This is a genomic window from Pseudomonas sp. 05N431 (assembly GCF_056397005.1).
This window is the reverse complement of the sequence record NZ_JBFTMN010000001.1, coordinates 1-18175: the sequence shown is the minus strand read 5'-3', so window position 1 is coordinate 18175 and position 18175 is coordinate 1. Positions and strand designations below refer to the sequence as shown.

The window sequence follows — 18175 nt, the reverse complement described above, 5'->3', positions numbered from 1 at the left end:
GGCCAGACACCGGGTAACTTAACCTGATCAGGAGTGCACGATGGACCTCAACCGTCGTCAGTTCTTCAAGGTCGCCGCGATCGGCCTTGGAGGCTCCAGCCTGGCCGCGCTGGGTATGGCACCCGCGCCAGCCTTTGCCGAGCAAGTCCGCCACTTCAAACTGGCCCATACCCATGAAACCCGCAATACCTGCCCCTACTGTTCGGTGGGTTGCGGCTTGATCATGTACAGCCAGGGCGATGCGGCCAAGAACGTCAGCCAGAGCATCATTCACATCGAAGGGGATGCCGACCACCCGGTCAATCGCGGCACACTGTGCCCCAAAGGCGCAGGCCTGCTGGACTTCGTCCATAGCCCCAGCCGGCTGCAATATCCGCAGGTACGCAAGCCGGGCAGCAAGGAATGGACGCGGGTTGCGTGGGACGAAGCGCTCGATCGCATCGCCGACCTGATGAAGGCTGATCGCGACGCCAACTTCATCGAGAAGAATGCCAAGGGCCAAACGGTCAACCGTTGGCTGACGACAGGTTTTCTCGCTGCCTCGGCGTCCTCCAACGAAGCCGGTTACATGACCCACAAGGTCGTTCGCAGTCTGGGCATGCTGGGGTTCGATAACCAGGCACGTGTCTGACATGGCCCGACGGTGGCAAGTCTTGCCCCAACGTATGGCCGAGGTGCGATGACCAACCACTGGACCGATATCGCCAACGCGAATCTGGTCCTGGTCATGGGCGGTAATGCCGCTGAAGCCCACCCCTGTGGCTTTAAATGGGTGACCGAAGCCAAAGCGCACAATCAGGCGCGATTGATCGTGGTCGACCCGCGCTTCACCCGTACCGCCTCGGTGGCCGACTATTACGCACCGATTCGCACCGGCACCGACATCGCCTTCATGGGCGGTCTGATCAACTATTTGCTCACTGAAAACAAGATCCAGCACGAGTACGTGCACGCCTATACGGACGTGGCGTTCATCGTCAAGGCCGACTTTGGTTTCGAGGACGGGCTGTTTACCGGCTACGACGCGACCAAGCGCACCTACAGCGACAAGTCCAGCTGGGGCTATGAAATCGGCGAGGACGGTTTTGCCAAAGTCGATCCGTCCCTGATGCACCCGCGTTGCGTCTACCAGTTGATGAAGCAGCATTACAGCCGCTACACCCTGGAACTGACCAGTCAGATCTGCGGCATGCCGAAAGACGCCTTGCAGAAGATCTGGGAAGAGATCGCCACTTGCTCGCAACCGGGCAAGACCATGACGATCCTCTATGCGCTGGGCTGGACCCAGCATTCGACGGGATCGCAGATGATTCGCAGCGCAGCCATGGTGCAGTTGCTGTTGGGTAACGTCGGCATGCCGGGCGGTGGCGTCAATGCCCTGCGCGGGCACTCCAACATCCAGGGCCTGACGGACCTTGGGTTGCTGTCGAACCTGCTGCCCGGCTACCTGACCTTGCCGGGCGATGCCGAACAGGACTACGACACCTACATTGCCAAGCGTGCGCTCAAACCACTTCGGCCCGGACAACTGTCTTACTGGCAGAACTACGGCAAGTTCCACGTCAGCCTGATGAAGGCCTGGTACGGCGCCAACGCCACCGCCGACAATCACTGGGGCTACGACTGGCTGCCGAAGCTCGATATCCCCGGCTACGACATCCTGAAAGTGTTCGACATGATGTCCAGTGGGCAGATCAACGGCTACGTCTGCCAGGGCTTCAACCCTATCGCCGCCTTGCCCGACAAGAACCGGGTGATGGCCGCGCTGGCCAAACTCAAGTGGCTGGTGGTGATGGACCCGCTCGCTACCGAGACTTCGGAATTCTGGCGCAATGTCGGGCCTTACAACGATGTCGAAACGGCCGGCATCCAGACCGAAGTCATCCGCCTGCCTACCACCTGTTTCGCCGAAGAGGACGGTTCACTGGTCAACAGCGGCCGCTGGCTGCAGTGGCACTGGAAGGGCGCCAACGGCCCGGGACAAGCACGCACCGACATCAAGATCATGAGCGAGCTGTTCATCCGTTTGCGTCAGCGCTACCAGGCCAACGGCGGGGCTTTCGCCGAGCCGATTCTCAAGCTCAACTGGCCCTATAAGGTGCCTGACGATCCGACACCGGAAGAGATTGCCAAGGAGTTCAATGGCTACGCCGTTGCCGACCTCACCGACGCCACGGGAGCGACGCTCAAGGCCGGGCAGCAGTTGTCCGGTTTCGCCCAGCTCAAGGACGACGGCAGCACGGCGTCGGGCTGCTGGATCTTCTGCGGCAGCTGGACCGAGCAGGGCAACCAGATGGCCCGCCGCGACAACAGCGACCCCTTCGGGATGAAGCAGAACCTGGGATGGGCGTGGGCCTGGCCGATGAACCGGCGCATTCTCTATAACCGCGCCTCGGCCGACCCGAAAGGCCAACCCTGGGATCCGAAAAAACGCCTGGTGTGGTGGAACGGCAAGACCTGGGGTGGCACCGACGTGCCCGACTACAAGGCCGACGTACCGCCGGAAGCAGGCATGAACCCGTTCATCATGAACCCCGAAGGGGTGGCGCGTTTCTTCGCCCTCGACAAGATGAATGAAGGTCCCTTCCCGGAACATTACGAACCGTTCGAAACGCCTATCGGCATCAACCCGCTGCACCCCACCAACAAGAAGGCGACCAGCAACCCGGCCGGGCGCATCTTCGATTCGGTCTGGGAGTCGCTCGGGACGGCGAAGGACTTCCCCTATGCCGCCACGAGCTACCGGCTCACCGAGCACTTCCACTTCTGGACCAAGCATTGCCCGATCAATGCCATCACCCAGCCCGAGCAGTTCGTCGAGATTGGTGAAGCCCTGGCCAAGGAGAAGGGGATTGCCCCAGGCGATCGGGTAAGGGTCAGCTCCAAGCGCGGGCATATCGAGGCGGTGGCGGTGGTGACCAAGCGGATTCGTCCGCTGCAGGTCAACAACCAGACCGTGCACCATATTGGCATCCCGTTGCACTGGGGGTTCACCGGGGCAACCCGGCATGGCTACCTGACAAACACCCTGGTGCCGTTCCTCGGTGACGGCAATACACAGACCCCGGAATCCAAGTCGTTCCTGGTCAATGTGGAGAAAATCTGATGGCCAACCAAGACATCATTGCCCGTTCGGCCACCACCACCTTGCCGCCCTCGGTACGCCAACAGGAGGAAGTCGCCAAACTCATCGATACCACCAAGTGCATCGGTTGCAAGGCCTGTCAGGTGGCCTGTTCGGAATGGAACGAATTGCGCGACGAGGTCGGTCACAACCATGGAACCTACGACAACCCGCAGGACCTCAGCGCCGAGACCTGGACCCTGATGCGCTTCACCGAACACGAAACCGACACCGGCAACCTCGAATGGCTGATCCGCAAGGACGGCTGCATGCACTGCGCCGAGCCCGGCTGCCTCGCAGCGTGCCCAAGTCCGGGGGCGATCATCAAGCACGCCAATGGCATCGTCGACTTCGATCAGGACCATTGCATCGGCTGCGGTTATTGCATCACCGGCTGCCCCTTCAACATTCCGCGCATTTCGCGCAAAGACCACAAGGCCTACAAGTGCACGCTATGTTCGGACCGGGTGGCAGTCGGACTGGAACCGGCGTGCGTCAAGACCTGTCCGACCGGTGCCATCGTGTTCGGCAGCAAGGAGGACATGAAAGAACACGCTGCCGAGCGCATCGTCGACCTCAAGTCACGGGGCTTCGACAACGCAGGTCTGTACGATCCCGCCGGCGTCGGCGGCACGCATGTGATGTACGTCCTGCACCACGCCGACCAGCCATCGCTGTACGCCGGCTTGCCAAATCAGCCGGCCATCAGTCCATTGGTGGGGCTATGGAAAGGCGTGAGCAAACCACTGGCGTTGCTGGCCATGGGCGCCGCAGTGCTGGCGGGTTTCTTCCATTACGTGCGCATCGGCCCGCAGCGCGTCGAGGAAGACGAACACCCGCCCGGCAAGGATTCCAGCGTGCATGAAGTCGACCCGACGGTGCATGTCTATGACCCGAACACGCCAGGATCGCAGGAGGACAGGCGACCATGAAAGACAAAACGATCCTGCGCTACAACGCCAACGAACGCACCAATCACTGGCTGGTGGCGATTCTGTTTTTCATGGCGGCCCTGTCGGGTTTGGCACTGTTCCACCCGTCGCTGTTCTGGCTCAGCGAGTTATTTGGCGGCGGGCCGTGGACGCGCATCCTGCACCCCTTTATGGGCGTGCTGATGTTCGTGTTTTTCCTGGGGCTGGTGATCAGCTTCTGGCGGGCCAATGTCTTTATTGCCAACGACCGCCTGTGGCTCAAACGGGTCAACCGGGTGATGCGCAATGAGGAGGAAGGCGTACCGCCCATTGGCAAGTACAACCCCGGGCAGAAGCTGCTGTTCTGGACCTTGCTGGCCTGCATGCTGATATTGCTGCTGAGCGGTGTGGTGATCTGGCGGGCCTATTTCAGCCAGTACTTCGGCATCACCTCGATTCGCCTGGCGATGCTGTTGCATGCGCTGGCGGCTTTCGTGCTGGTGCTGAGTATTATCGTGCACATCTACGCCGGCCTCTGGATCAAGGGCTCGGTCAGCGCAATGCTGCATGGCGGGGTCAGCCGTGCCTGGGCGAAGAAACATCATGCGCTCTGGTACCGCGAGGTGACGCACGACGAGAACCCTGACAGCCAGATAAGCAAGAAAGGATGATGCCTTGAGCACGATACTCGAGCCCGGACAAATCGAGGCGGCGGCGAGCACGCCGCCGTTCCTGCGCCTACCGCCGCCCAACCTGTTCACCTTGCGTGCGATGCGCCTGGAGCGATTGGCCAATGGGCATCCGCTGGCCGATTTCCTGCGGCTGGCGGCCGATTTGTGTCACGTCCAGCAAAGCCTGTTGGACGAGCCACCGCTGGCCCCGGCACCGAACCCTGAACGTCTGTTGTTGTGCCAGGAACATGGCTTGCCGCCGCTGGCTGCCGACAGTCTGGTGCGCGAAGACGGCTGGTTGCCGTACCTGGAAACCCTGCTGCGGCGTTACCAGGCACCGCCGCGTTCGGCAGTGAAAAGTGCCGTGGCAACCTTGCACACCGCCCGCGTCGGGCAGCGCAAGGTCTGGGCAATTGCCTTGCTCAGCGGCCAGTATGCAGGGCTGCCAGCGGCACTGGTGCCGTTTCTCGGCGCGGCCTTGCAGGCGGCCTGGAGTCATTGGCTACTCAACATGCCAGCGGGCGAACTGAAACCTTGCGCCAGCCTTGGCCAATGCCCCGCCTGTGGTTCGCCGGCCATGGCCGGGGTGATTCACCAGCGGGGGAAATACAACGGGTTGCGTTATCTGGTCTGTTCGCTGTGTGCCTGCGAATGGCACGTGGTGCGGGTCAAATGTGTCTACTGCGAGCAGAGCAAGGGGCTCAAATACGTCAGTTTCGAGGATGATCGACATACTGCCAGCCAGGCGCCACTGCGGGCTGAAATCTGCCCTGGCTGCAACAGTTACCTGAAACTGCTGTACCTGGAAAACGACGCGGAGGCCGAAGCCCTCTCGGCGGATCTCGCGAGCTTGACGCTGGACATGCGCCTGGACCTGGAAGGCTACCAGCGTCTGGCACCGAACCTGATGCTGGCGCCAGGGGGAGATTGATCACAGCGGCTACACTCAGGTTTCCGGGACCGAAGCCTGTTCAATTGCGCTCCCGCGACGGTAAACCGTTTCAGGGAGCCCCTTGATGCCCGTAAAACTTGCCAGCGTCCCCGCGCGTTTACCTTCCATCGATAGCCTGTTGCGCAACGCCGCCTGCCAGCCGTTGGCTGAACGTTATGGCCGTGATGCCTTGCTCGCCACCTTGCGACAGTTGCTCGACGATGTGCGTGAACCGGTGCAACGGGGTCAGCTTGACGCCATAGAACTCACGGCTCAGGTGTTGGCGGGGAGGGCCGGCGAGCGCCTGGCAAACCAGTACCGCAGTCGGGTCCGGCGAGTGTTCAACCTCACCGGGACAGTACTGCATACCAACCTCGGTCGGGCATTGTTGCCGGAGGAAGCGATCGAGGCGGTGCAACAGGCTGCCCGTTATCCGCTGAATCTGGAATTCGACCTGGCAAGTGGCAAGCGCGGTGATCGTGATGATCTGATTGAAGGCCTGATACGCGAGCTGACCGGTGCCGAGGCGGTGACAGTGGTCAACAACAATGCCGCCGCCGTGTTGCTCGCGCTCAACAGCCTGGGAGCGCGCAAAGAGGGGATCATCTCCCGTGGTGAACTGATCGAAATTGGCGGTGCGTTCCGCATCCCCGACATCATGGCGCGGGCCGGGGTCAGACTGCATGAAGTCGGCACCACTAACCGCACCCATCCCTGCGACTACGAAGCCGCCATCGGCCCGCGCAGCGGCTTGTTGATGCGCGTACACGCGAGCAATTACAGCATTCAGGGCTTTACGGCCCAGGTGCCGACCGCCGAACTGGCGCAACTGGCCCACCGACACGGACTGCCATTGCTGGAAGATCTGGGCAGCGGCAGTCTGCTGGACCTGACCCGTTGGGGCCTGCCCGCTGAACCGACAGTGCGCCAGGCTCTGGCCGACGGTGCCGATATCGTCACCTTCAGCGGCGACAAGTTGCTCGGTGGCCCTCAGGCAGGGTTGATCGTCGGTCGTAAGGAACTGATCGCCCGGATCAAGAAGAACCCGCTCAAACGGGCCCTGCGCGTGGACAAACTGACCCTGGCCGCCCTCGAAGCCGTGCTGGGTCTGTACCGCGATCCCGACCGTTTGGCCGAGCGCTTGCCCAGCCTGCGCCTGCTCACCCGCCCGCAAGCCGATATCCTTGCTCAGGCCGAACGCCTGTGTCCGCTGCTGGCGCGTGTATTGGGCGACGGTTGGGCAGTAACCGCGCTGCCGGCGCTGGGCATGATCGGCAGCGGCAGCCAACCGATTGCGCGCTTGCCAAGCGCCGCTTTGTGCCTGCGTCCGCAGGTGTCCAAAAGGTTGCGTGGTCGGCAACTGCATAGCCTGGAAAGCGCATTTCGAGCCTTGCCCATTCCGGTGCTCGGTCGCATTGACGACGATGCGCTGTGGCTGGACCTGCGCCAACTGGACGACGAAGCGGTCTGGCTCGCTCAACTCGACTTGCTGCGAGGAGTGGGGGAGGCTAAGTGATTGTCGGCACCGCGGGACACATTGACCACGGCAAAACGGCCTTGCTCAAGGCCCTGACGGGGCAGGCCGGCGACCGTCGCCGGGAAGAGCGCGAACGCGGCATCACCATCGACCTGGGTTTCCTTTATGCGCCGTTGGAACCTGGGGCAGAGATGACCGGTTTTATCGACGTGCCGGGGCATGAGCGCTTCATCCACAACATGCTCGCTGGTGCTCAGGGCATTGATCTGGTGCTGCTGGTGGTGGCCGCCGATGACGGGGTTATGCCCCAGACCCGCGAGCATTTGGCGATTGTCGAATTACTGGGGATTCCACGGGCACTGGTGGTGATCAGCAAAATCGACCGGGTCAAGCCTGCACGGGTGCAGTCGGTACAAGACCAGATTGCCGCGTTGCTGGCGCCGGGGCCCTATTGCGGCGCGCCACAGTTCGCCGTGTCGAGCCTGACCGGGGAGGGCGTTGAAGCTTTGCGCCAAGCATTGCTGACTGCTCAGCATGAGGTGCGGCAGCGTAGCGCCAGCGGAGGATTTCGTCTGGCAACCGATCGCGCGTTCAGCGTCGCCGGCGCCGGTATTGTGGTCACCGGCACAGCGCTGGCCGGGCAGGTGAAGGTGGGCGACACACTGCTGTTGGGCCAGACAGGCAAGCCTGTGCGAGTGCGCAGTTTGCATGCGCAGAATCACGTCGTCGTCGAGGCGTGGGCCGGGCAGCGGGTGGCGTTGAACCTGAGTGCCGAGCGCCTGGCCCTGGAACAGATCCATCGCGGTGACTGGTTACTGGCCGAGTGGCTGTTCGCGCCGACGCAGCGCCTGGACATCGAGATGCGGTTGCTGGCCAGCGAAGCGCACGTCTTCGAACATTTCAGTCCGGTGCACGTGCATCTGGGCACTCAGGACGTCACCGCCCGGGTCGCTTTGCTGGAGGGCACACGCCTGGAACCGGGGGCGCGGATGTTCGCGCAGTTGTTGCTGAACACGCCGTTGCAGGCGGTGCATGGCGACCGTCTGGTCCTGCGCGGCCAGAGCGCTCGGCGCACCCTCGGCGGCGGGCGGGTGCTCGATCCGTTTGCTCCGGCCCGCCAGCGCCGCAGTCCGGCCAGGCTGATGCAGTTGCAAGTGCTGGCCACCGGCGAAAGCCTGGAGCAAATACTGCCAGTGCTGCTTGCCAATAGTGACGCCGGGCTTGACCCATTGCGCCTGGAACGCCAGTTCAATCGCCTGCGCAGCACCTGGCATTTGCCGGTGGATGTCCGTGTCATTGCTACGCGCCAAGGTCCGTTATTGTTCAACACCGAACGCTGGGAGGCACTGAAAGTCTCGTTGCTGGAACACCTGGCACACTTTCATCAACTTGAACCGGATGAGCTGGGCCCGGACCGGGATCGCTTGCGGCGGTTTTCGGCCATGTCGCTGGACCGACCGACGTTCATCTGTCTGCTCGACGAACTGCTGTCCAGTGGCGCCATTGCAGTCAGTGGGCCGTGGCTGCACTTACCCGAACACCAAGTGCGACTGAATGAAGAAGACGAGACCATGTGGCAGCAGTTGCGGCCATTGTTCGAACAAGCTGGCTTCGATCCACCCTGGGTGCGCAACCTGGCCAGCGCCATTGGCCGTGACGAAGCTGCGGTGCGCTTGCTGCTGCGCAAAATGGCGAGATTAGGGCTGGTTCACCAGGTCGTCCGTGACTTGTTTTACCTCGACGCGTCGGTGCACCAGCTGGCGGCTATGCTGATGCAACTGGTCGATGACAATCCGCTGATTCAGGCGGCGGGGTTTCGCGACAAGATCGGGATCGGCCGCAAGCGCAGCATCCAGATACTAGAGTTCTTCGATCGGATCGGCTTGACCCGGCGGATTGGCGACCAGCGTTGCATCCGTGCGGACAATGCCCTGGCGCAGCGCCCCGAGAGCTGACTTCAAGGAAGGCAATCGCGTCCGGTGGCGCGGCCGGGCTTCAAACCCGGTTGGGGACGGCAGCCGTTCCCGGGCAGGTTCGACTCCTGCTGCCTTCCGCCATTTTTCACAGTCGAGGCGGCCCCGGAATCCGGCGATTCGGGGCCGCCTGGCGGGTGGCTTAAGCCGGCAGGTCGGTCATCACCATTTTGGCAATGTTGAAATAGATCACCAGGCCGGTGCCGTCGATAAAGGTCGCGATGAAGGGGGCCGAGACTACGGCCGGATCAATGCGCAGTTTTCTTAACAGCATCGGGATGATCGATGAGACGACGGCGCTCCAGATGGTGATGGCGACCAGCGTCAGGCAGACCACCATGGCGATTTCCGATCCCACTCCCAGCATCCACGCCCGGATCCACGCCACGACACCGATGGCCAGTGCGATCATGAAGGAGGTGGTCACTTCCTTGCGCAGCACCGTGCCGACATTGCGCAGGCTGACTTCGCCCAGGGCCATGGCCCGTACCAATGTGGAGGTGATCTGGGTGCCGCTGTTGCCGCCAGTGCCGATCAGGAGGGGGATGAAGAAGGCCAGGGCGATGGCGGCTTCCAGTTGCTCTTCAAATACCTGCAAGATGGTGCTGGTGTAGGCTTCGGCGAGAAACAGCAGCAGTAGCCACGGCAAGCGCTTTTTCCACAAACTCCACGGGCTGGTGCTGAGGTAGGGCGTTTCCAGCGGCAGGCTGGCACCCTGGCGTTGAGCATCGTCGGTGCCTTCATCCTGAATCAGCGTCGCGATTTCTTTTTCATACAACACGCCCAATAGCCGGCCTTCGCTGACCACGGGAACGATGTCCACGCCTTTCTCGATCAGTTCGGGTGCAACATCGTGCCGGAGCTGATTCGGCGAAACCGAAAAGCGGATGGGCATCATCAGATCGCGGACGCAAAGGTCAGTGTTTTTCTCGGTGAGCAGTGTTTTCACCGACAGCTGGCCATGCAAAGCGCTGCGCGGGTCGGTGACAAAGATGTGGGCCGGAATATCATCGTCCGGCAGTTGTTTGAGCAGATGTTCCCTGGCCTGGCTGACCGTCATGTTGCCGGTCACGGTGATGAGCAGAGGGCTCATGTAAGACACTACTGTGTCTTTCAGGCGGATATCCTTGAAGGTGGAAGGGGTAGCGCTTGCCATTGACATTTGAGGTAGTCCCCGTAGCTGTTTTGACCACAAACAGTTCTCACATAGGGGCGTAAACCAGAGAAGAGAGTGCAGAAAGCGATCTCCACGTCTAGGTTTTGGCACTGTACAACGTATCCGGGCCATTCCGGCCGGAAGTCACTTGGGCTAAACCTTAATCCGATAGAGCCTGTCTTAACCTTGGGCGTCTCTCGACGTCGTCAGATCAGTGACCTGTGTTTGTACAGGAGCCTCGCCGAACGAGATACTGCAACATTAAATAAACCAGGGCGGTGCCGATCTGGAGTCGGGCAACGCCGGTGTGAGTTTGCTGCTGTTTAATCACCTCCTGAATATTAATTGCCATTAAAGAATGTTTGATAACCCCCCCTGAAGGATTACTTCCGAAACAAGAATAAGAGGGATTGCTTTTGCTGTAACCCACTCGATGGATAGTGTTCAGCGTTCATTCAGAAATTGCTGCTGAAGCATTTTTAAGACATGGAATGTTACAAATGCTTGTGTCGAGCATTTAAAGTACCGCCTGCTCTAGCTATATATGGGGCTGACACAAAGTAATGAACTCCTGAGTTTGAAAATTCGCAACTAAGCCGTTGACGCATGTGTGCTTGATCTTTAGGATCGCCGCTCCCTTGGGGAGTAGCCGCCTTCGTTTCCAGAAGGGGTCACGTCAACATACTTGGCTCGCAAGCCATGGCGTGACCGGTCATATGACTTGGCAAGACCATTGGTGAAGATACCTGTCTGTGGGTCGGACGCGGGTGTCTGAACCATTGGCTCTTGTGTCCGGCCCCTCAGGTTTTCTCATGCATTCAATGCCCATGACGTTTGCGTTGCTGTTGGGCTCCGCGGTTGTCATCTATCTGGCTTGTGAATACTTCGTTAATGGCGTCGAGTGGGTCGGTCGCAAACTTGCGGTTGGGCAACAAGCCACAGGATCCATTCTGGCGGCCTTCGGTACGGCGTTACCCGAAAGTGTCATCACATTCATTGCCGTTGTGTTTGGCGACACGCCAGAGCAGAAGTCCCTCGGTGTCGGTGCTGCACTTGGCGGCCCTCTGGTTTTGGCGACGATCGCCTATGCCGTAGTCGGCGTGACGCTCTTGCTGTGTCGTCAGCGCCTGGCGAATACCGAGGCCATCCGTCAGGACTTCAAACGACTCAGCCGCGATCAAGGATGGTTCCTCGTCATTTTTGTGGCGAAGATTGCGCTCGGTCTTGTCGTGTTCGCCTACAAACCATGGCTGGGTATTCTTTTCCTGGCGGCCTATGCGGCGTATTTCTGGAAGGAAATGCGTGGTGAGCAGGATGAAGAAGAGCATGAACTCGAGCCCCTGAAACTTGCGCCAGGCAAAGCAACTCCGTCGACCTCGGCGGCGGTGATTCAAACGCTGATTGCATTGGCGGTTATCTTCGCAGCCTCTCACTTCTTTGTCGGACAACTCGATGCCCTGGGCCCCATGCTGGGTATTCACCCTCAATTGCTGGCCCTGTTGCTAAGCCCAATTGCCACCGAACTACCTGAAACGCTGAATGCGATCATTTGGGTTCGGCAGGGTAAACACCGACTGGCCTTGGCCAACATCAGTGGCGCCATGATGATTCAGGCCACAGTGCCCACTGCATTCGGGCTGTTCTTTACACCTTGGGCGCTGGACAAGTCGCTGGTTCTGGCCGCAATCATCACCCTGATAGGTGTGGGCATCATGTTCTTCGCTTTCCGAAAGGGCATCATTTCGCGCTGGCTATTGGCATCGATGGTATTGCTGTACATCCTCTTTGCAGTCCTTTTGAAGGTTTTTGATCTGGCGTAGCTGTCAGCTCAAGTAGTCGTCCAGGTGGTTGGACTCTTCTGCAAAGCGCTCGACCAGAAAATCGAGTAGGGCACGTACGCGGGGCGCCATGTACCGGTTGCGTTGATACAGGGCATGTACCGGCGCCTCCGCAGTTCGCCACTCCGGCAACAGGATCTTCAAGCGTCCTGCTCGCAGGTCTGTGCCAATATCCCACAGTGATTTCATCGCAATGCCGTAACCGTGAACCGCCCATTCTCGGGCGACCGCGCCGTCATTCGTCTCGCGAGCGTTTGCGAGCGGGACCGTATAACTGTCGACTTTGCCATTGCGGGTGAAGCGCCAGTCGTTCGCGGGTCCGGCAACAGAGTTGAGGACAATACAGTCGAAACGCTCCAGATCCCGTGGGTGCTCGGGGGCGCCATGCTTTGCCAGATAGTCGGGCGATGCGCACAACATGCGCCGGTTGGGTGCCAAGGGCCGGGCAACGAAGGAGCTGTCCGGCGGCACACCGAACCGGATGGCGAGATCGATATCGTCTTGCAACAAATGCGACAGCGAATCCGACAGCACCAACGCGAACTTCACCTCGGGGTATTGCGTGTTGAACCGGTCAAGCCAGTTCTTCAGCACGTTACGACCGAAATCCGAGGTTGCGGAAATTCGTATCTTGCCCCCCACAACGCTTTTCCCGGCCTGTAGAAAGGCATGGCCATCGTCGAGTGCCTGGAGTGCCTGCTGACAATAGGCCAAATACGCCTGCCCCTCATCCGTCAAGCGCAGGTGGCGTGTCGTGCGCTCGAACAGACGCGTATGCAACACCGATTCGAGCTTGACGAGGCGCGCACTGGCGGCAGCGGGGGATAGTCCGAGTTTGCGGCCGGCGGCCGATAATCCGCCCAGATTGGCGGCTTCGACAAACAGCCTGATGTCGCCCAGGTAGTCCATGATATTTCGATAGTTTTTGAAAGTGATTCAAATAGTACGTCAATTATCAAATAAACGAGACCTGCACAGAATAGCGACATCAATCAACGATTGGAGACTCCTGATGTCACTTATCCCTGTTGCACGCCTGACCCACGCACGTTGCTGGTTGCTCTCTTCCCTGGCCGCCGTCGCGGTGAGCCCCGTCTTCGCCGCGACCGATCCGCTCGTCGAGCCCCGCACGGTGATCGTCGACCATAGCCTTGCAAAGGCGCAGGTCGAGGCGCAGATCCTGGCCGCACGCCGTTATGGCACGTTCTGGACCACCGGCGACGAAGCGCTCGCTCGCGCCGCCCTGACACCCGACTTCAAGGATTCGACACTGCCGCCAGGTCGCCCCCAAGGCATCACCGGACCGATCGCGGCATCGAAAACCATGCATGCGGCGATTCCTGATATCCAGTGTGAAGTGGAGCAGATGATGGTGGTCGGCGACCGGGTCATCGCTCATTTGCGTTTCACCGGTCACTTTACCGGCCAGTTCAAGGGCGTTCAGGGCACAGGGCAGACGATCGATTTCATCGCGACGGACATCTACCGCGTCGTCGAAGGTCGTATTGCCGAGAACTGGCATCTCGAAGATAACCTGCCCCTGCTGCAACAGCTCGGCATGGTGAAGTAAGGGGATCAGGAGATCGTTGCGCGTGACCGTGAAACGGTCGGTCACGCTCTGGCTTGAAGCCCGAAGCGTTACGATAGGGTACCCGGTTAGCCTTTTAGGGTGTTTACTTCCAGTCAGGCCCTGCCTGCACAGAGAGGAGAGCACGATGAGCAACGAACAAGTTGCACCTGAAACGAAAGGTGTTGCGGTGAAGTTACTTGCCACGGTTGACCTGGGTCCTGAGATCGAGGGCATGGCAGGGCGCCAACTTCGAATGCGTATGGTGACCATCGAGCCTGGAGGCGTCTTCGGGCCGGTTCACAACCATAAAGACCGACCTGGCACCGTCTACATTCTGCAAGGTACGATCACTGACCATCGAAATGGAGTCGCCACGGACTACGGGCCGGGAGTGGGCTGGCCCGAGGACAGGAATACCACACACTGGCTTGAGAACAGAGGAACAATTGCGGCGGTGGAGATCTCGGTCGACATTGTCAGGCAAGAGTGAGGTCAGTTGTTGAGCGGCTATCAGGCAACCTGAGTTAATGCCACCTCCTAGAGCTTTCCGGCGAGAGCGCTGGAATGTTTTCGAGGCATTGATGAAGGAGAGGGCGAATGCTCCATGGCTAATTCCCCAAATGAATCGGCCGTGTCGATATAGCGCATGGCCGATTTCATGTCCTTCCAGCCGACGTACGTCATCAGCGCTTTTACATCCCAGCCATTAGCGCTAGCCCAGGTCGCAAACCCTCGGCGCAATGAGTGGCTGGTGTACAGTTCGCCGGGCACGCCCGCTCGGCTAAACACTCGACGCAGCAAAGGGATCAGACTGTTGGCATTCAGGCCATCCTCCGCCAAGTGCCCCCAACGATCGAGCTTTCTGAAGACCGGGCCTTTCGCAATGCCCGCGACGGTAATCCAGTTCACATAGGCCTGGACGGGGCAGAGCTTCTTCAAGGCGGGTGTGCGGAAGGTCGTTCCCAGATGCTGACGATCGCCTTTGCTGTGCGGCAGATAGAAGGTGATGCCCACACCTGTTTGCGCCTGGGTGTGCTCCACCTGTATTCGCGATAACTCATCGCCGCGAAAACCCCGCCAGAACCCAATCAGCATCAACGCAATATCCCGCCGACTGCGCAACATCCCCGTCAGGTCGTGCCGCGCGGCGGCCTGTTCCGCCTCTCGTTCCAGCCACTGAACAGCTTGCTCCAGGTGCTGCAGGAGCAGGGGAGCCGCCTGCTTTTCCCGGGCCGGGTGCAAGGCCCGAATGCCCTTGATCATCTGCCGCACGACCGGTGTCTTGGTCGGATCGGGAAAGCCTTGGGTGATGTGCCACTGGGCGAGGGCGGCCAGACGCTGCTTGAGGGTGCTGACGGTGTGCTGGTCGGCGTATTCCGCCAGGTAGCGCACGATGCTGTCCCCGGTTGCCGGCAGAAAACCGCCCCAGGTCACTTCGAAGTGCTCCACCGCGGCGCGGTAGCTGCGCCGGGTGTTTTCCCGGGTGCCGGCCTGCAGGTAGCGATCAACCTTGTTCATCTCGACCCATCCCCCCGCGAACGTACCTTTTCCGGCCGTGGAAAAGACGAATTTTGTCTATCTGATGCGATAACGCTCAATTATTTTATCAGATGACTGCGGCTTTATAGGTCTTTACTTCATGTAAAAATAGAACGTAAATACATGGTATGTAAAACAGTACGAAATCGTAGGAGCAAAAAATGGCCCGTGGCGGCGTAAACAAGGCAATCGTGCAGAAAGCACGCGAGGCGCTGCTGGCTCGCGGGGAGAATCCGAGCATTGATGCCGTGCGGGTCGAGCTCGGAAATACCGGCTCGAAAACCACAATTCATCGCTATCTGAAGGAGCTGGATGAGCTTGATCAGCGCCGAAAAGCGCCTCAACAGGGGCTGAGCGACGAATTGAGCGAGTTGGTGGCGCGGGTGGCACAGCGCCTGGCAGAGGAGGGCGAAGAACAGATTGAGCTGGCACTCGCGGCTTCGCGGACTGAGAAAAGCGAGTTACTCGAACAATTTCAGGCCAGTCAGGATGCGCTGCGCCAGCTCCAGCAGCAGTTCGATATCCAGCGCAGCGCCCTGGATACGGAGTCAGCCGAACTGCAGACCTGCCGTACGACATTACAGGCCGAACAAACCCGCAATGCCCGGCTGAATCAGTCCAATCTGGATCTTGAAGTGCGGCTGAAGGACAAGGACGAGCAGATTCGCTCGCTGGAGGAGAAGCACCTGCATGCCCGTGATGCGCTCGAGCACTACCGAGGCGCAATGAAAGAACAACGCGAGCAAGAACAGCGCCGCCATGAAGGGCAGTTGCAACAGGTCCAGATGGAGCTGCGTCACCTGCAGCAAACGCTCATCATCAAACAGGATGAGCTGACTCAGTTGAATCGGGATAACGAGCGTTTATTAACCGAAGCTCGCCAGCAGCAGAAGGCGTATCTGGATCAGGAATTGGTCAAGGAGCGCCAGACGGGCGAAATAAACTCGCTCAAAACCCTGGTCGCGCAAGGCGAGGGTGGCAAACAGGTGTTGCTGGATCAGGTCAGCACTTTGCAGCACAACATTAATGAGCTCGCTGATGCTCTGGAGAAGAGATCACTCGAGGCGAACGAACTGGCAGAAGAGCTGGATGCTGCTCGAAAAACTATCGCAAAAAAAGTCGATGACTAAGGCGCATCAAGCTTTCCCTATGGCCGCTTTCGACCGATTCTGGATAGGTCGCGCGACATTCTGCGAAAGCGTAGCCCTCGCAGAATGAGGGGCGGAGCTTACTCGACGGCTTTAACCATGTCTTCGATGACTTTCTTGGCATCACCGAAGACCATCATGGTCTTGTCCAGGTAGAACAACTCGTTATCCAGACCGGCATAGCCGCTGGCCATCGAGCGTTTGTTGACGATGATGGTCTTGGCCTTGAAGGCTTCGAGAATCGGCATGCCGGCAATCGGCGATTTCGGGTCGTTCTTCGCCGCCGGGTTAACCACGTCGTTGGCACCCAGCACCAGCACCACGTCGGCCTGGCCGAACTCGGAGTTGATGTCTTCCATCTCGAACACCTGGTCGTAAGGCACTTCGGCCTCGGCCAGCAGCACGTTCATGTGGCCAGGCATCCGGCCGGCTACCGGGTGGATCGCATACTTCACGGTCACGCCACGGTGGGTCAGCTTCTCGGTCAGCTCTTTAAGTGCGTGCTGCGCCCGTGCAACCGCCAGGCCGTAGCCTGGAACGATGATCACGGTGTCGGCGTTGGTCAGCAGGAAGGTGGCGTCGTCCGCCGAGCCGGATTTCACCGGACGGGCTTCTTTGGAACCCGCCGGGCCGGCCGCGTCTGCGTTGTTGCCGAAACCACCGAGCAGCACGTTGAAGAACGAACGGTTCATCGCCTTGCACATGATGTACGAGAGGATCGCACCGGACGAACCGACCAGCGAGCCGGCAATGATCAGCATCGAGTTGTTCAGCGAGAAGCCAATTCCCGCTGCAGCCCAGCCGGAGTAGCTGTTGAGCATCGATACCACGACGGGCATGTCGGCACCGCCGATCGGGATGATGATCAGCACGCCCATCACGAAGGCCAGGGCCAGCATCAGGGCAAAGGCGCTGAAGTTGCCGGTCAGCACGAAGGTGACGCCCAGCGCCAGCGTCGCCAGGCCCAGCAGCAGGTTCAGTTTGTGTTGACCGCTGAACTGTACCGGTGCGCCCTGGAACAGACGGAACTTGTACTTGCCCGACAGCTTGCCGAACGCGATCACCGAACCGGAGAAGGTGATTGCGCCAATGGCCGCGCCGAGGAACAGCTCCAGACGGTTGCCCGCCGGAATCGAATCGCCCAACTGCTTGACGATGCCCAGCGACTGCGGCTCGACCACGGCGGCGATGGCGATGAACACCGCTGCCATACCGATCATGCTGTGCATGAACGCGACCAGCTCTGGCATCTTGGTCATTTCAACGCGTTTGGCCATGATTGAACCGGCAGTGCCGCCGATCAGCAGGCCGACGATCACGTAACCGATRCCGGCGGTGGCCAGCTCGGAGCCCAGCTTGAACACCAGCCCGACAGTGGTGACGATGGCCAGCGCCATGCCGAGCATCCCGTACACATTGCCGCGTCGCGACGAGGTCGGGTGTGACAAGCCCTTAAGGGCCTGGATGAAGCAGATCGAGGCGAACAGATACAGGGAGGTAACCAGGTTCATGCTCATGCTTTTTGTACCTCGACCGTGCCTGCTGCGGCCTTGGCCACCGGAGCTTTTACAGGAGCTGCCTTCTTCTTGAACATTTCCAGCATGCGCCGGGTSACCAGGAARCCACCGAACACGTTGACMGCMGCCAGCGCYACRGCGAGGGTGCCCATGGTTTTRCCCAGTGGCGTYACGGTCAGCGCCGCCGCCAGCATGGCGCCGACGATCACGATCGCCGAAATGGCGTTGGTCACCGCCATCAACGGGGTGTGCAGTGCGGGTGTAACGTTCCAGACCACGTGATAACCGACATAAATCGCCAGCACGAAGATGATCAGGTT

General features: G+C 59.9%; 15 protein-coding genes, 1 tRNA gene and 2 riboswitches. Of the genes, 11 read left to right on the top strand and 5 right to left on the bottom strand.

Annotation, left to right across the window (positions count from 1 at the left end; genetic code table 11):
- Positions 1-40: 40 nt before the first annotated feature.
- From fdnG to AC1DIG_RS00050, 7 genes are all read left to right on the top strand, one after another.
- A complete protein-coding gene (fdnG, locus tag AC1DIG_RS00080) occupies positions 41-3106 on the top strand; it encodes a formate dehydrogenase-N subunit alpha (protein WP_477765574.1) in 3066 nt (1021 codons plus the stop codon).
- Complete coding sequence (fdxH, locus tag AC1DIG_RS00075; RefSeq protein ID WP_477765573.1) at positions 3106-4056, top strand: formate dehydrogenase subunit beta; 951 nt, start codon at positions 3106-3108, stop codon at positions 4054-4056. The genes fdnG and fdxH overlap by 1 nt, the downstream gene beginning before the upstream one ends.
- A complete protein-coding gene (locus AC1DIG_RS00070; protein ID WP_054597365.1) occupies positions 4053-4706 on the top strand; it encodes a formate dehydrogenase subunit gamma in 654 nt (217 codons plus the stop codon). The genes fdxH and AC1DIG_RS00070 overlap by 4 nt, the downstream gene beginning before the upstream one ends.
- Positions 4707-4710: 4 nt before the next feature.
- Positions 4711-5637 carry a formate dehydrogenase accessory protein FdhE gene (gene fdhE, locus AC1DIG_RS00065; protein WP_477765572.1) on the top strand — a complete coding sequence of 309 codons (927 nt, stop codon included), beginning with the start codon at positions 4711-4713 and terminating at the stop codon, positions 5635-5637.
- A gap of 85 nt (positions 5638-5722) precedes the next feature.
- Positions 5723-7153 carry an L-seryl-tRNA(Sec) selenium transferase gene (gene selA / locus AC1DIG_RS00060; protein ID WP_477765571.1) on the top strand — a complete coding sequence of 477 codons (1431 nt, stop codon included), beginning with the start codon at positions 5723-5725 and terminating at the stop codon, positions 7151-7153.
- On the top strand, positions 7150-9069 hold the full coding sequence (gene selB / locus AC1DIG_RS00055) for a selenocysteine-specific translation elongation factor (RefSeq protein WP_477765570.1): 1920 nt from the start codon (positions 7150-7152) through the stop codon (positions 9067-9069). The genes selA and selB overlap by 4 nt, the downstream gene beginning before the upstream one ends.
- Positions 9070-9075: 6 nt before the next feature.
- Positions 9076-9171: transfer RNA gene (locus AC1DIG_RS00050), tRNA-Sec, on the top strand.
- Positions 9172-9229: 58 nt separating this feature from the next.
- Here AC1DIG_RS00050 and AC1DIG_RS00045 read toward each other — a convergent pair.
- Positions 9230-10180, bottom strand: a complete 951-nt coding sequence (locus tag AC1DIG_RS00045) for a magnesium transporter (protein ID WP_477765569.1) — start codon at positions 10178-10180, stop codon at positions 9230-9232.
- Between the two features lie 145 nt (positions 10181-10325).
- Positions 10326-10500, bottom strand: a riboswitch (M-box (ykoK) riboswitch).
- Between the two features lie 376 nt (positions 10501-10876).
- Positions 10877-11037, top strand: a riboswitch (yybP-ykoY riboswitch).
- Positions 11038-11055: 18 nt separating this feature from the next.
- Between AC1DIG_RS00045 and AC1DIG_RS00040 the strand changes: the two genes are divergently transcribed.
- On the top strand, positions 11056-12063 hold the full coding sequence (locus AC1DIG_RS00040) for a sodium:calcium antiporter (protein ID WP_477765568.1): 1008 nt from the start codon (positions 11056-11058) through the stop codon (positions 12061-12063).
- A gap of 3 nt (positions 12064-12066) precedes the next feature.
- Here the strand turns inward: AC1DIG_RS00040 and AC1DIG_RS00035 are convergent, their stop codons facing one another.
- Positions 12067-12990, bottom strand: coding sequence for a LysR family transcriptional regulator (locus AC1DIG_RS00035; protein WP_477765567.1), 924 nt, complete (start codon positions 12988-12990; stop codon positions 12067-12069).
- A 103-nt stretch (positions 12991-13093) separates the two neighbouring features.
- Between AC1DIG_RS00035 and AC1DIG_RS00030 the strand changes: the two genes are divergently transcribed.
- Complete coding sequence (locus AC1DIG_RS00030; RefSeq protein ID WP_477765566.1) at positions 13094-13651, top strand: ester cyclase; 558 nt, start codon at positions 13094-13096, stop codon at positions 13649-13651.
- A gap of 145 nt (positions 13652-13796) precedes the next feature.
- A complete protein-coding gene (locus AC1DIG_RS00025) occupies positions 13797-14141 on the top strand; it encodes a cupin domain-containing protein (RefSeq protein WP_103314646.1) in 345 nt (114 codons plus the stop codon).
- Positions 14142-14188: 47 nt separating this feature from the next.
- Here AC1DIG_RS00025 and AC1DIG_RS00020 read toward each other — a convergent pair whose 3' ends face one another.
- The gene (locus tag AC1DIG_RS00020) at positions 14189-15169 is read right to left on the bottom strand and encodes a site-specific integrase (RefSeq protein ID WP_477765565.1); all 981 of its coding nucleotides are present in this window, start codon (positions 15167-15169) and stop codon (positions 14189-14191) included.
- 182 nt (positions 15170-15351) lie between these two features.
- On the opposite strand from AC1DIG_RS00020, the gene AC1DIG_RS00015 reads away from it, so the two are divergent.
- Complete coding sequence (locus AC1DIG_RS00015) at positions 15352-16320, top strand: DNA-binding protein (RefSeq protein WP_477765564.1); 969 nt, start codon at positions 15352-15354, stop codon at positions 16318-16320.
- A 98-nt stretch (positions 16321-16418) separates the two neighbouring features.
- On the opposite strand, the gene AC1DIG_RS00010 is transcribed toward AC1DIG_RS00015, so the two are convergent.
- Together AC1DIG_RS00010 and AC1DIG_RS00005 are read right to left on the bottom strand one after the other, a co-directional pair.
- Positions 16419-17855: an NAD(P)(+) transhydrogenase (Re/Si-specific) subunit beta gene (locus tag AC1DIG_RS00010; RefSeq protein ID WP_477765563.1), complete on the bottom strand. Its 1437-nt coding sequence runs from the start codon at positions 17853-17855 to the stop codon at positions 16419-16421.
- A partial coding sequence (locus AC1DIG_RS00005) for an NAD(P) transhydrogenase subunit alpha part 2 (RefSeq protein ID WP_477765562.1) occupies positions 17852-18175 on the bottom strand: 324 nt, incomplete at its 5' end. The genes AC1DIG_RS00010 and AC1DIG_RS00005, both read right to left, overlap by 4 nt.